Origin of the sequence: Thermoleptolyngbya sichuanensis A183 (assembly GCF_013177315.1) — a bacterium.
Taxonomy (GTDB): Bacteria; Cyanobacteriota; Cyanobacteriia; order Elainellales; family Elainellaceae; genus Thermoleptolyngbya; species Thermoleptolyngbya sichuanensis.
Window position 1 is genome coordinate 3283260 of record NZ_CP053661.1, and the last position, 13671, is coordinate 3296930.

Sequence of the window (13671 nt, forward strand, 5' to 3'; positions counted from 1 at the left end):
TTTTTTTCAATGCGTTTTCAATTGCGTTTTCCCAATGTCTTTTCGCAAGCGCATCGCCTTTTACCTCGAAGATATCGACACGCCTACCGGAAAGGCGCTCAACCTGCTGATTACCGGGCTGGTGCTGCTGTCGGTGGCGATTTTTGTCGCGCAGACCTATCCGCTGTCGGAGGAGTGGCGGACGGTTTTGGGGGCGCTGGATTTGGTGCTGCTGCTGCTGTTTTCGCTGGAATATTTGCTGCGGCTGTGGTGTGCGGAAGATCGACTCAAGTTTGTGTTCAGCCTCTTTGGGCTGATTGATTTGATGGCGATTTTGCCATTTTTCTTGGGCGCAGTGGATATTCGGTTTATCCGCATTTTCCGCTGGTTTCGGATTTTGCGGCTGGCGCGATTTTTTGAAGGGCGGACGGTGTTTGGCTATGTCACGACGGAAGACAGCGCCATTGTTGCCCGCATTTTGTTCACGCTGTTTTCTATCGTGTTTGTCTATTCTGGGCTGATCTATCAGGTCGAACATCCGGTCAACCCGGAGCAATTCAGCACGTTTTTTGACGCGATTTATTTCTCGATTTCGACCATTTCAACGGCAGGCTTGGGGGATGTGGTGCCAATTACCGATGGTGGGCGATCGCTCACCATTTTGATGCTATTGACCGGAATTTTGTTTATTCCCTGGCAGTTGGGCGATTTGATCAAGCAGTTGGTTAAAACGGGCACTCGTGTCGCTGTGCAATGCTCAAATTGCGACCTGTCGGTGCATGACTCGGATGCCTTGTTTTGCAAAAACTGTGGGACGCGGCTGCCTGCAAAGCCAGCGTTTTTTCCGGGAGAGAGTGATACAAATCCAACCCAAGTGGAGAACGTGATCAAGTAGACTAGGGGGCAGTTTTATTTCTGGTTTTCCAGAGCGTTCTTGGTTTGCGCCCGTCGGTGCCCCCAAGAGCGTGCTGGTTCTTGTGCTAGTTCTATCGTGAGGAGCAAAAAGCAATGCAGCAGCGAGGGGTCACAGTTTGGTTTACCGGGCTGAGCGGCGCAGGCAAGACGACGATTCGCATGGCGGTGGAAAAGGAACTGCGCGATCGCGGCTTGGCGGTAGAGGTGCTGGACGGCGACATCGTGCGCCAGCATCTCACCAAGGGGCTAGGCTTTAGCAAGGAAGACCGGGACGAAAACATCCGCCGCATTGGGTTTGTGGCGCACCTGCTCAGCCGCAATGGCGTGATTGTGCTGGTGTCGGCGATTTCGCCCTATCGGGATGTGCGCAACGAAATGCGCGATCGCATCGGAGATTTCGTGGAAGTGTATGTCAACGCGCCGCTCAGCGTGTGCGAAGAGCGCGACGTGAAGGGCCTCTACAAAAAAGCACGGGCGGGCGAAATCAAGCAGTTCACAGGCATCGACGACCCCTACGAAGCGCCGCTGAATCCGGAAGTGGAATGCCGCACCGATCAAGAAACCCTAGAAGAGAGCGCCGCCAAGGTGCTGAATTTCCTGAAGCAGCAGGGATATCTGACTGGGCAGCCTGCGGCCTCGCTCAAACAGCAGTAGGGAGTCTAAGCAAGGGGACAGAAAGGGGACTAGAAAACCCTGAGCGACTGCGCCGCCTGAATTAGTCCTGGTACGGCTGCTGCGTTCCATCCCATCTCGGCACGGCGGCCCGTCAGCAGGATCATCCGCAGACTGTAGGACTGGGGAAACCCTTCGACCTCCAGCCAGAGGCGATCGCTCTCCAGTTCACAGGCAATCCGCTCCTCTTCCATCAATTCTGCCGTCATCTGGCTCATGGTTTCCGCCAGTTGCCCCGCCAGCCGACAAAAATCCTCCAGTTCCGCTGCGGTTAGCTCCAGCGCCCAGTCGTCGCCGCCAACGAGTCCAACAAATTCGGGCGCGTCTTCGTCCCAGCCGATTTGCCAGCCGGGGCCGCGTTTGAGGGTGCGAGGCATTGGGAGTGATATCGATTTTGGATTGGCGATTTTGGATTTTGGATTGGCGATTGAATGGCAGTCAAGAACCTGCGGGGCTTCTCGCAATTTCGTTGGTAGCTCTTGGTTGTAGCAAGCCTCAAGCGTGCTGTCGGAATCAATGGGATGGGATGACGGAAGAAGAGGATAGGATCTTGACGTGCCTGATCTCTGGATCGCATCATCCCTTTGCGTTTCATGCCGCTCATTCCGCTACTCTAATGGGCTGAACCACCAGAATATTTGTGCCGTCCAGCCGCCCCATCACGCGCACGGGCGTATCCACAGGCAGGTGTAGCTGTCGCCAGGGCAAATCTAGGCACGCTTTCCAGCGAATCCCTTCGTGCATGACCCAGCCCGTATAGCCGGGATAAATGGCTTCTTTTACAACGCCCTGGTCGCTGACGGGGCCCACGCCCAGTGCGTCAGTGATAGGCAAAACCTCTTCTGGCAGCCAGGTAAGCGGGGCAGGCGTTGCCTCAATACCAGGAGCAAGCTTGGCTTCGGCGGAATTGGGGTCAGTGGTGGGGGCGCTATATTCGGGACTGGTGCGCTCTGGCGCGGTCGGCGCGGTCGGCGCAGTCGGCATAGGTGGTACAGTCGGCGCGGTCGCAGTCGGCACAGCAGCAGGTGTAGGAACTGCCGCTGGCTGGGGCGTGGGCGCAGGGAATGGAACAGCAGGCGGCGTGGGTTGGTCGGGCTGGGCTGCGGGTTGGCTCAGGTTTTGCATGGCGGTGGTTGATGGCGGTAGAGCATCCAGATGGGTAGAACTCGGAGTTCTCCATTCAGAATTCCCAGGAGTGGAACCCGGAATAGAAGCATCCCATAAAGTTTCCTCTGGGGAAATCTGTCGAGGATGGGAGAAAGCCTCGGCTAGGGGGAGGAGATGGGTTTTGGGCGGGGCCACGGCGAGGGGCGATCGCCCCCCAGGAGCCGCTTGTACGGGTTCTCGGAAGGGATGCTCCTGTTCTTTCTGTTCTCTATATCGCCCCTCTTGCGCCAGATTATGCTGGGGGGACGGGCTGGGCAGCGCGGATTTGGCAGGGTTCCCAAACCGCTGCCCCGACCAGGAGGCTTGCAGCACTATCCCTGGCTCGCCTAGCAACTCTGCCCAACTCGGCGGCATCTCGGCCCGGTTTTGAAAAATCACGGGCAGCCAACTGGCGCAGGGAAAATCGCGCTCCAGTTCTGCTAGACGCTGGCGGGCCTCCCGCACTGACAGATACAGCGGAGTGCCGCGAGAGAAGGCGCTGAGGAAGTATTTCAGAAATTCTTGGGCGATGCGATCTGGCACGGGTTCGCGCATGACGATGAGCTGGGGAATATGAAGCTGTCGCAGATCTTGCGCCAGGCCCAGCCCGTTGCAGGAGTTCAAAATTGCCAGCTTTAGGCCGCGATGCACGGCTTTGTCGAGGCTGGCCCGAAAGTCGGCGATCGCCAAACTGTCGGTCTGATTGATAAAAATCCGCCCGCGATCGCCCCCCTCCGCGCCTGCACCCTCAACGCTTTCGCTATGTCCAGCAAAAAAGAGAATGTCCCAGGTTTGCTCAAACAGGCGATCGCTGATCTCTTGGCGCGACGGTTCTACCAGAAACCTCACCTCCGCCTGGGGCAGGCGCTCCAGCAAAGCGCGATCGGTGGCGATATCGATTCCGGCGCTGTTGCCCAAAATTGCCAAAATTCGCACCCGACCGCTGGGCGGCACAGTCAGCACCGGACGAGTGCGCTGAGCAGCAGGCGAGCTAAAGGCCAGTTCAGTATTGGGGTAGCGCTCAAAAAAGTCCCACAAGTGCCACGGCAACTGCGCCAGCAGCGGGTCGCGGGTGTGAACCAGCACACGCACAGTGTCGTTGCGCTTGAGTTCGCAGAGCAAATCCTCTTTGATGGGGCGAAATTCCCTTGCGGCCAGCCAGTTCGACATTGCCCGCTGGAGATAGTTGGCCGCCGTGTGGCAGGCTTGGATGCACGACCAGACCGAACTGGTATAAGACACCTGTTTGGGGCGCAGGCGCGTCGGCACGGGCAACTGGCGATAGCAATACCGCCAGTAGTTGAAGTATTCCAGCAGGTGGGGCTGGGGCGGCAGTCGACCGGACGACTCTAGCTCAGGCTGCTTGCCGTCTTCGCCCACTTCTAGACCCACCTGCACGCCCGATGCCAGATCGCCGTCTAGTCTCAGCAGAACGAGTTTCGTCATGGCTATGCCTCCGGGGTAGGCGTAGGGGTTGGGGATTGGGGGCTAAGGGGAGTTCGGAAAGGCTCAAATCAGGAAGGTTTCGACGTGGCGATCGCCCCCCAGACTAATCACCACATCAAACGCCTCACCCGCCTGGCCCTCAAACTGGAGCGTGGCTCGACCGCTGCGGCTGGGCTGGGCCACCATCGACTCCTGGCCCTGTTGATCGACCACCCACAGTTGCAAGCCTGCGGGCAGGTCGCCGCCATCACGGGCCGCGCAGATGACCGACAAATCAAACACGTCGGGCTGCTGCATCGGGCAGATCTGCACAATCAGCGCTACCCGCTCCAGCCGTCGGTCAAAATGGCGCACCTCGACGAATTTGCCACGGGCGACGGGCCGCGTGCCGCCAGCGGATGAAGGGGCGGCATAGGGCGATGCGTCGCGGCAAATCGTGCCCAGATGTCCCTGATCCCAAATGTCTGCCAGCGGCAGCCAGGACGTATCGAACTGTCCATTGCGCCAGTTCGCCAGATGCGTGATCGAGCGGGCAGGGAGAGGGAAAGAATGGTGAGACGGGGGCTGGAGCGATCGCCGCAGGTGAGATTCCAGCACATCGCGCGGCGACAGCACGGGAATGCCCGCGCCCTCAAACTGTTCTGGGCGATGGGTGATCAGCCCGTCCATGCGATAGTGCAAGGCACAGGCGATTTCCTCTGCCGAGTCGTATTCAAAGGGCTGGCTATTAGCCCGCAGCCAGATATTGGCATCGCTCCGGCACACCGTCAGCATCCGCATCAGCACCTCCGCAAGAGTCAGCGCGTGGCGAGCGTCGCGCTGGTTCATAATGATGCAGAGCCGCTGATAGCCCAGTTCGGTGATGCAGCCGTGGATCTGCCGCTGCTGCAAGCATTGCCACAGAAAGCTGGCATAGTCGGCGCTGATGCTCGGACGGCTCAAAATCAGATCCACCAACAAATCTGCGTCTAGCATGTAGCACCGGGTACAGAGCGATTGGGGGGAGCGATTAGAAACCATGAAACTCTCTCCTGAGCGTGACGTGAGTAGCGGTGCAGACTCCTCAAGGGGTTTGGTGAGGGGGCTTATCTAAAAGACTCAGCCTGATGACTCAGCTTTATGATTTGGCGTTGGCCCCAGCCCCAAAACTCCTCCTGAAGACAGAGCAAACCGGGCGCGAGGGTCGGTCATCATCCACAAGGCGGCCGTTGCGCTAAACCGTCAGAACCAGGACGCGGGCAGTGCGATCGCCCGTTTAGCCGTGTGGACTCCCCCGACAAAGCTCAATTGATGGCGGGATTGATGGCGGGATTGATGGCGGAGTTGATATCGAAAAACGATATCTTTGACTCGAATGGGTTGATGATAGCATTATTTGCTTGTATTCGGGGGCAGTTGACAGAGCTGTTGAATTATTTGCTGAACTAGCTGAACTAAATGAACTTTTTGGACGGGCTGAGAATCTGGCTGGGGCACGGCCGCTAGCCGATGGAGCGGGGCTGTTGCTGCGTCGCCTCTGGAGCAGGCTCAGGAGCCGGACTGCCCATGAGTCGCTGTGCCTCGCTGAGGGATAGCGCATTGGGTTCTGCGACTGGGGCAGGGGGTGGGGGGGCGATCGCCTCGGTTTCTGCGGCGGGCGGATGGGTCGGCGCAGGTGGTCGCATCAGGGCTTGCGCCTCCTCCAGCGACAGCAGCGGCGCAGCAGTCGTCGCCGGGTCTTCGATCAGGTCTTTGAGATTGCAGTTCAGCGCATCGCACAGCCGGATCAGCTTGACAATCCAATCTAGACCGCCGCGACCGCGTTCCCAGTTGGCAATGGTGGTTTCTGTTACGCCGACTCGCTGCGAAAGCTGAAGCTGAGTGAGGCCAGCCGCTTTGCGAAGTTCCGCAATGCGAGAGCGGGGTTCTGGGGTGTGCATTCAGTCCTCCCAATCTGATGGTTCTAGAGGCTCAGCCTAACACAGTTTTAGGCAATTCAAATTGTGTATTAAATCTTGTGTAAGATTATAAGCCTAATATTTTCACCCTGTATTTTTTTAGGCTAAACTGTTTATAGTTTCCACCAATCGGCTTCGGGAGCAGCAGACTGGCAGGCAACTAACCGATCGCTAGACCGATCGCTAGAAATCACTAGAGATCGCTAGACCGATTGCTGAATCGCTCAATCACTCGATTGCCAAAATTTTCTGCAATTTTCTGCCAAATTTTTCGGGGGAAACTGAAAATCATGCTGATTTTGCCAGACGACCACAACGACGATTTCCGCAGCGACTATCGCCGCCTAGTCAAGCTTTCCGACCGGGAAGCCTTTGACCCCAACACGGGCGATCGCTATCGCATCGAACGCCAAGACCCAGCAGGCGGCCCTGACGGCGGCTTCATTCTGGCGATTTTGCTGGGAGTGCTGCTGTGGCTCGTGGTGAATACGGGCGGGGTTCAAACGCCTCGACCGCAGCCCACACCCGAACGGATTTACCCAACCCAGCCGATGCGGCCGATTGGCTAGCTGGGGATTGATGAAACAGATCGGCGGTGGGGCGATCGCCCTCAGGTCAACAGCGCTCTAACGATGCGATCGCTCGCCGACCGGGCCCCAGAGAGGTTGCGGGCTGTAGGGCCGACGTGCAGCGCTGCCAGTCCACCCATGACGTGTAGCCCAATACCCGGCCACGTCAGAGTTTCCTCCAGCACAGGCAGCCCCTTGACCCATTCCACCGGGTACTGGGCTGCGATGTCTTGCAGTAGGGGATGCTGCGACCCATCGAGCTGGCTGCCAGTAGCCAGCCAAAGGCGGTCAATTCGCTGCGTGTGGATGCAGTCGTGCAGGGCTGGGTTCTTGCAGCAAATGCGCCAATAGCCTGAGCGATGTTGTGCCGCCTGCTCTGATGCATCAGGCGGTTCCTCTAGAACCCAGCGGGCGGCCGCGACTTCACACTGCTCAAACAGTTCCAGATGTCCGTCCCGCATCAGCCGCCGCAGTTGGGTCAGAATGGCCGGTGTCATCGAGCCGCCATTGCGGGCTTGCTGGATCATCTGCCAGCGAGCGAACCAATCTGGCTCTGCCCAAAAGTCTTTGAGATACTTTGGCCCCAGCCAGCCCGGATCGGCATCGAACAGCTTTTCGTAAACCTTTCGCCGCGCCAGCAGGATGACCTTTGCACCCCGTTGAATAGCACCGATGGCCAGGTGGCCGCTGGTCAGCCCACTGCCAATAATCAGCACCCGCTCGCCCCGGAGTGGCAGGGTTCGTAAATCGATTTGGCTAGAGTGCAACAGGCGATCGCCCGGATAGCCTGGCGGAATCTGTTGCACCCAATCGGGCCAGTGGGGACGACCGCTGCCCGTCGCTAGCACGACCCGTCGGGCGTGGAGTGTTTCTCCAGTCGAAAGGGTTAGCAAGAAACGGCTTCGACGGCGACTCGCGAAGCGATCCCTGCGAGCATCGCCCTCCGGCTGCACCTGCACCACCTGTGCGGGGTAGACCCAATCAGACAAATTCCACCGCTGCACCACATTTTGACAAAACTCCTGAAATAGCAGTGTTCCGGGCAAATCATAGGGTGGAAACAACTCATCCCAGCGAGACTCAGCAAAGCGGCGCAGCGCGTAGGGGTCGGGATCAGGATGATGCACCGCGGGCGATCGCAGGTGAGGGATGTCCAAAGCCAAAAACTGATGATTCCATTGGTGCATCCAGGTGCCGCTGGGGTCAAACACCCAAACTCGCCCTCGCATTCGCTTGTTCTTTTGCAGCAGATGCGTCACTAGCGTCAGCGCGTGGGGCCCAGCCCCAATCACCGCTAAGTCAATAGCCTGTGGGAGCGATCGCACAACCGAATCCATAGCAGAAACTCAAAAACGTCACGAAATCCACACAAAGCGCTGATAACCTGACCTCAGCCCGCCCAGCGCAATTCTTAAATGAATCCAATTAGAATGATAATCATTATCATTTTTTCGGTATACTGAAACCAATTGCCTGTGTTTCGCGATTTATCTCGCTATCGAGGGAGCAAAGCCCATGTCTTTGACCGTTTCACCCGACCTCATTCAGCAAGCCCAGACTGGCGACATCGATGAAGCTGCGTTTGTGCAAACGATCCGCGAGTCGTTGCCCTATGCCTGGCAGATCGTAGAAAAGCTGGCCCACCAAATTCATCGGGGCGGGAAAGCCTGGGATCACTACGCCGTTGTGCCGCCGAGCGAGCAAGCACGGGGGCAACTGCTTCGCCTGGTAGGGGGTGATGCAATTCGAGGAGCAGTGGAGCGTCATTTCAAGGTCAAGCTAGCGTTTCAAAATTGCCACAATCTGGCAGCATTTCGCCTCGATTTTCTAGATTCACCGGAATACCGAGATTTTGTCTCGATTCGCAGTCAGATTCTCAATCAAACTCCCAAACTCAAAGACTGCTGAGATAAAGACTGCTGAGATATAGATAGAACTTCGAGTAGAACTTCGAGATGCGATCGCCCCTCCTCACGCTTGTGGCCGGCCCCCCTGGCATTGGCAAAACGACCTGGATTAGACAGCAAATCGCAGCGGCAGGTCAGCCTGCTGGTTATCTCAACTTGGGGGCGGGCGCTGTGCCGCTGGATGGAACCTACCTGGCAGCAGAACTGCCAAACCTGTTTCTATGGGAAGAGGCGGATTTATTGGACTGGGAGCTTGACGAGCGATCCTGTCCGCTGTTTGTGGAGCTAGGGTTTCAGATTGATCCCTCTACGCTGTCGTTACCTAGAGTGGCGGCTTGTCGGCGAGTGGCAGTGTTGCCGCCTGCTGCGACACAAACCGAGTGGCATGATTGGGCAGAGGAGGTGGTGGTTGGGGGCATGGGGGTTTCTCTGCTAGCGATGGTATCTAGCGAGGCGCAGGTGTTGGATTTGTGGCGATCGCCCCTTACAGGGCAAGTGTTTGACCCCGCTAGTCTAGACACCGTTTGGTTTGAGCTAACCCACGGCGCGTATGGCAAAGTTCTGCGGGCGAAGGGCCTTTTTGACGTAGCCGACGGGCGAGCGTTTTATTTCAATTTTGTGAACGCCTTTGTGAACGCCACGGCTGCGCCTACTGCAACCTCATCACCTTCGCCATCGCTGTCCTCTGATTTGTCTGCAACTGACTTGTCCGCAGCGCCACCTACCACCGACTACACCGAACTTGACCTGCCGCGCTGGCTAGAGGGCCGACCCACTCGCCTAAGTGGTGTCGAGGTGCTGGGCATAGGGCTAGATCAGAGAGCGATCGCCCAAACTCTAAAAGATTGTTGCCTAGATGACGAGGCGATCGCCTACTATCAGCAGCAGCTCAAAGCCAGCCTAGGCTAGCAACCCACCCCCCCTTACCATTCCATCTCCCAACTCTCGACTTCCAGCCGAAGCAACCTCCAATTCAAGACCCTTTCCGCCCTTCTTCTTTCAAGAACACAAGCACCCCTATGAAACTGGCAGTCCTCTCCTGTATCCACGGCAATTACGAAGCCCTAAATGCCGTGCTGTCTGATATTGACCACCAGAACGCCGACAAAATTTACTGCTTGGGCGATCTGGTCGGCTATGGGCCCCACCCCAACGCCGTCGTAGAAATGATTCGCTCGCTGGATATTCCCACTTGCCAAGGCTGCTGGGACGAAGACATTGTGGAAGGGCTGAATGCTTGTGAGTGTAGCTATCCCTCCGTGCTGGCCGAAAAGCGCGGTCGCCTCGCCCACGAGTGGACGCAGCAGACCATCCATCCAGAGGTGCGCGAGTATCTGGCTCAGCTTCCCTTGAGTTTGCGGCATGGCGATCTTTGCTTTGTGCATGGCAGTCCCCATAGCCAGCACGAATATCTGCTGCCGAATATAAATGCCTTTGTGGCGTTGGAGCGAGTGCTATCCACTGGTGCCAATGTGCTGTTTTGCGGGCACACCCATGTGCCTTACATCCGGCAACTTGAGTCAGGCCAGCTACAAGTTCGCGTCTACTCTCCAGGACAAGAGTCTGCTAGGGAGTCTGCCCAAGAGTCTGCCAAGGAGTCCTCTAGAACCACTAAATTTGATGCGCCGCTGAAGCGAATTGTCAACGCTGGCTCCGTTGGCGAACCGCGCCACGGTCGCCCCAACGCCACGTACGTTCTCTATGACACCGATACTGAGCAAGTGACACTGCGCGAGGTGGAATACGACTATCACAAGACCTGCGCCGATATTGTCGCTAAGGGACTGTCACCCATTTTTGCCTGGCGCTTGGCCCACGGTCTGGAATTTGCAGAGCGGGCCGATGATCCCACCCACGTTTGCGAACGCTAGGGACTGGGTCAGTTCGGCATTGTATCAGAATCCCTTCAGAATCCTTAAGGCGGGCAAACGCAACGGGCGATCGCCCCATACCCATCGCCCAAACCTAAAATCCAAAACCCAAAATCAAAAATTTGGTGAACATTCATGCTCTGGGCAATTTTAAGCGGCATTGAGGGAAACTTATCCGCCTATGAAGCCGTACTCGCTGACCTGCGGCGACAGCGACAGCCCATCGAAGCCCTCTACGTATTAGGCGATGTGATTGCCCCAACGCCGGAGAGCATCGCGCTGGTAGAATGGCTGCGATCGCCCCAACATCCCAATCCCCAGCCGCAAGTTTGCCAGGGCTGGTGGGAAGAGCAATTGCTATGCTTGCACGGGCTAGGACGCACGCCAGAACCCACCGAATTGCTGGAGCGCCACGGCACAAGCACAGCCAAAGCGCTATGGGAATCCATACCGCGCTCGGTCGTCGCATGGGTGCGATCGCTCGATTTTGGCTTTTTTGAGCTAGATTGCTTGCTGATTCACGGCAGCAGCGTCAGCGTCAGCGAAGAACTCACGCCCGACACTCCACCTGTGCAAATGCTCGATCGTCTCCTGCGGATGGATGCCAACTCTCTGTTTTGCGGGCGATCGGGGCTAACGTTTCAATATACCTTGCAGGAGGGTGGAATTGTCTCTACTATAGCCACCCTAGATCGACCTGTAGAGCGCCAAACAGCAACCGTCCGTCCCCGGCAAATAATTGGCGTGGGCAATGTCGGCCGTATTCCGGGTCGGGCCACCTATACGCTCTACAATCCATACAGCAACATCGTCGAATTCAAAACCGTTCGCTATGGAGCAGGGCGAGGATTTCAGCCGAGATCGACTTAAGCTCCTCTTCATTCGCCATGCCGAGTCAGTGGGCAATGTGGAGCGGCGGATGCAGGGCCATGCCGACTATGAGCTAACAGCACGCGGCCGACAGCAGGCACGGCAACTGGCAGAACGCCTGTGGGCAAAGGGACAGCCGCCCTCGAAGGTCTACAGCAGCCCCCTCAAGCGGGCAGCGCAAACGGCAGAAATCTTGCTGGCTCAGAGAACGAGCGAACCAGTTCTGCATCCAATTTCTATTCCTACGATTGAACCGACGATTGAATACGCCGAGGAACTGCTGGAATTTCAAAACGGCATTTTCAAAGGGCTGACCTGGGACGAGGCGCGGGAGCGATATCCCGAACTCTGTGCTGATCTGGAAGCTTCGCCCGACTGGATTCCCGCACCAGGAGCCGAAACCCTACAAGATGGGCGCGATCGCGCTGAGCGGTTTATCCAGCGGGTTTTGGCAACGCATTGCAACGGCGAAACGCTATGGATCGTCACCCATAGCTGGATTTTGCAGCATCTCATTGCGGCGATGCTGGGGAGCGATCGCACCTGGCATTGCTCTACAAAAAATACGGCTGTGTTTGAGTTTTGGCTAGAGCGATCGCGCTGGACACTCCCCTCCAACAATCCCAACCGCTGGAACAGCGACCTCTGGCATATTCGTCGATTTAACGACACCAGCCATTTGCAAGAGTTCTAGCTGCCCAGCAAACCCAGCAGGCTGCCTAAAACAGGTCAAAATTGGGGGCTGTTTATCCTTTGCGATAAATTTCTCAGGATGCGCTAATCTTACGCTAGCCTTAAAAATCACTAAAATCACTGGAAACGCCATCAGACTGCTGCCAAGCGATTATGGTAGATCCCATCGACGATATCGAGCGCCAGGCACGCCAAGGAAGCGTGTCGGCAATTATTCAGGTGCTAAACGAACGGCTGGCGGATGCTGGCGTGCGGACTCGGGCGGTGCTGGATCACGGCGTGCTTCAGCTTTTGTGCGAGGCGGAGACGCTGGAACAGTTGGAACAGCAGTCGCTCGTTGAAGATGTCCGCTACATCTTGGAGCGGCTCAGTCCCAATGGCATTCGTCGTGTCAATATCAACAGCCGTATTGTGCGAGAGCAGCAGCTTCTCTGGCTTGAGGATATCCAGCGCGACCCCAAAAAACAACTCCTCTGGTCGCAAGAAATTACCCTGCCCCAGCCCAACCCGCTCCAGCGCATGGTCGAAGACTGGCGCTATAACCGAATGCTCGACATAGCCAAACCTGCGGCCCAATCCCCCACCGAGGCACGCGCTAAGAAACAGTTTTGGCGGGGCATTCTGATTGGCGGGCTGAGCCTGGGGGTGCTGGCGCTGCTGGTGGGCTGGGCCCTGGCCGACTGGCTAGGCATTTCTCTTCCCAAACCAATGGAGCAGGTCGTCGCGCCGGCCTCGCCAGTGGAGTCGTCCCCGTCTCCCGCGCCTGCCCCCACGCCCGATCCCTTTGTCCAAGCGGTGCGGCTGGCAGAGGCGGCCGTGCGCGATGGGCAAACGGCGCAAACCTCGGCCGACTGGCTAGACCTGGCCAGTCGATGGCAGCGAGCCTCCGATCTCATGGCCCAAGTGCCCGCCACCGACAGCCGCTACACCACTGCCCAAAACCGCGTCGTGCTTTACCGGGAAAACAGCAACGCTGCACTGCAACAGGCAGATCGACTGCGGCAAAGGGGCGGTAATTAGCCTGCAACCGAGCGCTGGGCGATCGCCCGCTTTCGCGCAGGGCTTAGCGTGAGAGAGCATCTTTTTCACAACACACTTTCTACAACACACTCTCTGCAACACACTCTCTGCAACACACTTTCCACGAAATTCTGAAACTCTATGGCGATTCGGATTGGGAACGGCTACGACATTCATCGACTGGTGGGCGATCGCCCCCTCATCTTGGGCGGCGTTAAGATAGACCATGAACTGGGGCTGCTGGGCCACAGCGATGCCGACGTGCTGACCCACGCCATCATGGACGCGATGCTGGGAGCGCTCAGCTTGGGCGATATTGGGCACTATTTTCCACCCACCGACCCGCAGTGGGCCGGAGCCGACAGCCTGAAACTGCTGGAACAAGTCCACGCGCTAATTCAGTCACAAGGTTGGCAGATCGGAAATATCGATTCTGTCATCGTGGCAGAACGCCCCAAACTGAAGCCGCATATTAAAACGATGCGCGATCGCCTCGCCACCACCCTCCAACTCGCCCCGGATCAAATTGGCATCAAAGCCACCACCAACGAAAAGCTGGGCCCCGTCGGACGAGAAGAAGGGATCGCGGCCTACGCAGTGGCGCTGCTGATGCGAGCATGATGGCATCGTCCAGCAACCGTCTCCC

Annotated in this window: 15 protein-coding genes; 10 read left to right on the forward strand and 5 right to left on the reverse strand. The window is 57.3% G+C overall.

Features of this window, described 5'->3' with window-relative positions:
- Window positions 1-34: 34 nt before the first annotated feature.
- The gene (locus HPC62_RS13695; protein ID WP_172356528.1) at window positions 35-874 is read left to right on the forward strand and encodes an ion transporter; all 840 of its coding nucleotides are present in this window, start codon (window positions 35-37) and stop codon (window positions 872-874) included.
- A gap of 113 nt (window positions 875-987) precedes the next feature.
- Complete coding sequence (gene cysC, locus HPC62_RS13700; RefSeq protein WP_172356530.1) at window positions 988-1548, forward strand: adenylyl-sulfate kinase; 561 nt, start codon at window positions 988-990, stop codon at window positions 1546-1548.
- A gap of 29 nt (window positions 1549-1577) precedes the next feature.
- Here the strand turns inward: cysC and HPC62_RS13705 are convergent, their stop codons facing one another.
- The 4 genes from HPC62_RS13705 to HPC62_RS23740 form a co-directional block, all read right to left on the reverse strand.
- The gene (locus HPC62_RS13705; RefSeq protein WP_172356532.1) at window positions 1578-1943 is read right to left on the reverse strand and encodes a DUF1818 family protein; all 366 of its coding nucleotides are present in this window, start codon (window positions 1941-1943) and stop codon (window positions 1578-1580) included.
- 223 nt (window positions 1944-2166) lie between these two features.
- Complete coding sequence (locus HPC62_RS13710) at window positions 2167-4158, reverse strand: CHAT domain-containing protein (RefSeq protein WP_172356534.1); 1992 nt, start codon at window positions 4156-4158, stop codon at window positions 2167-2169.
- A gap of 63 nt (window positions 4159-4221) precedes the next feature.
- A complete protein-coding gene (locus tag HPC62_RS13715) occupies window positions 4222-5178 on the reverse strand; it encodes a PIN domain-containing protein (RefSeq protein WP_172356536.1) in 957 nt (318 codons plus the stop codon).
- Window positions 5179-5639: 461 nt separating this feature from the next.
- The gene (locus tag HPC62_RS23740) at window positions 5640-6077 is read right to left on the reverse strand and encodes a helix-turn-helix domain-containing protein (protein WP_172356538.1); all 438 of its coding nucleotides are present in this window, start codon (window positions 6075-6077) and stop codon (window positions 5640-5642) included.
- A 308-nt stretch (window positions 6078-6385) separates the two neighbouring features.
- On the opposite strand from HPC62_RS23740, the gene HPC62_RS13725 reads away from it, so the two are divergent.
- The gene (locus tag HPC62_RS13725; RefSeq protein ID WP_172356540.1) at window positions 6386-6664 is read left to right on the forward strand and encodes a hypothetical protein; all 279 of its coding nucleotides are present in this window, start codon (window positions 6386-6388) and stop codon (window positions 6662-6664) included.
- Window positions 6665-6705: 41 nt separating this feature from the next.
- On the opposite strand, the gene HPC62_RS13730 is transcribed toward HPC62_RS13725, so the two are convergent.
- Window positions 6706-8001, reverse strand: coding sequence for an FAD/NAD(P)-binding protein (locus HPC62_RS13730; RefSeq protein ID WP_172356542.1), 1296 nt, complete (start codon window positions 7999-8001; stop codon window positions 6706-6708).
- 178 nt (window positions 8002-8179) lie between these two features.
- Between HPC62_RS13730 and HPC62_RS13735 the strand changes: the two genes are divergently transcribed.
- From HPC62_RS13735 to ispF, 7 genes are all read left to right on the forward strand, one after another.
- The gene (locus HPC62_RS13735) at window positions 8180-8572 is read left to right on the forward strand and encodes an SCO5389 family protein (protein ID WP_172356544.1); all 393 of its coding nucleotides are present in this window, start codon (window positions 8180-8182) and stop codon (window positions 8570-8572) included.
- Between the two features lie 47 nt (window positions 8573-8619).
- Window positions 8620-9480: a GTP-binding protein gene (locus HPC62_RS13740; RefSeq protein WP_172356546.1), complete on the forward strand. Its 861-nt coding sequence runs from the start codon at window positions 8620-8622 to the stop codon at window positions 9478-9480.
- A 110-nt stretch (window positions 9481-9590) separates the two neighbouring features.
- The gene (locus tag HPC62_RS13745) at window positions 9591-10442 is read left to right on the forward strand and encodes a metallophosphoesterase family protein (RefSeq protein ID WP_172356548.1); all 852 of its coding nucleotides are present in this window, start codon (window positions 9591-9593) and stop codon (window positions 10440-10442) included.
- Between the two features lie 135 nt (window positions 10443-10577).
- On the forward strand, window positions 10578-11312 hold the full coding sequence (locus tag HPC62_RS13750) for a metallophosphatase (RefSeq protein ID WP_172356550.1): 735 nt from the start codon (window positions 10578-10580) through the stop codon (window positions 11310-11312).
- Window positions 11275-12006 carry a histidine phosphatase family protein gene (locus tag HPC62_RS13755; protein ID WP_172356552.1) on the forward strand — a complete coding sequence of 244 codons (732 nt, stop codon included), beginning with the start codon at window positions 11275-11277 and terminating at the stop codon, window positions 12004-12006. The genes HPC62_RS13750 and HPC62_RS13755 overlap by 38 nt, the downstream gene beginning before the upstream one ends.
- Window positions 12007-12158: 152 nt before the next feature.
- A complete protein-coding gene (locus HPC62_RS13760; RefSeq protein WP_172356554.1) occupies window positions 12159-13025 on the forward strand; it encodes a hypothetical protein in 867 nt (288 codons plus the stop codon).
- A gap of 141 nt (window positions 13026-13166) precedes the next feature.
- The gene (gene ispF / locus HPC62_RS13765; protein ID WP_172356556.1) at window positions 13167-13646 is read left to right on the forward strand and encodes a 2-C-methyl-D-erythritol 2,4-cyclodiphosphate synthase; all 480 of its coding nucleotides are present in this window, start codon (window positions 13167-13169) and stop codon (window positions 13644-13646) included.
- The last annotated feature ends 25 nt before the right edge of the window (window positions 13647-13671 follow it).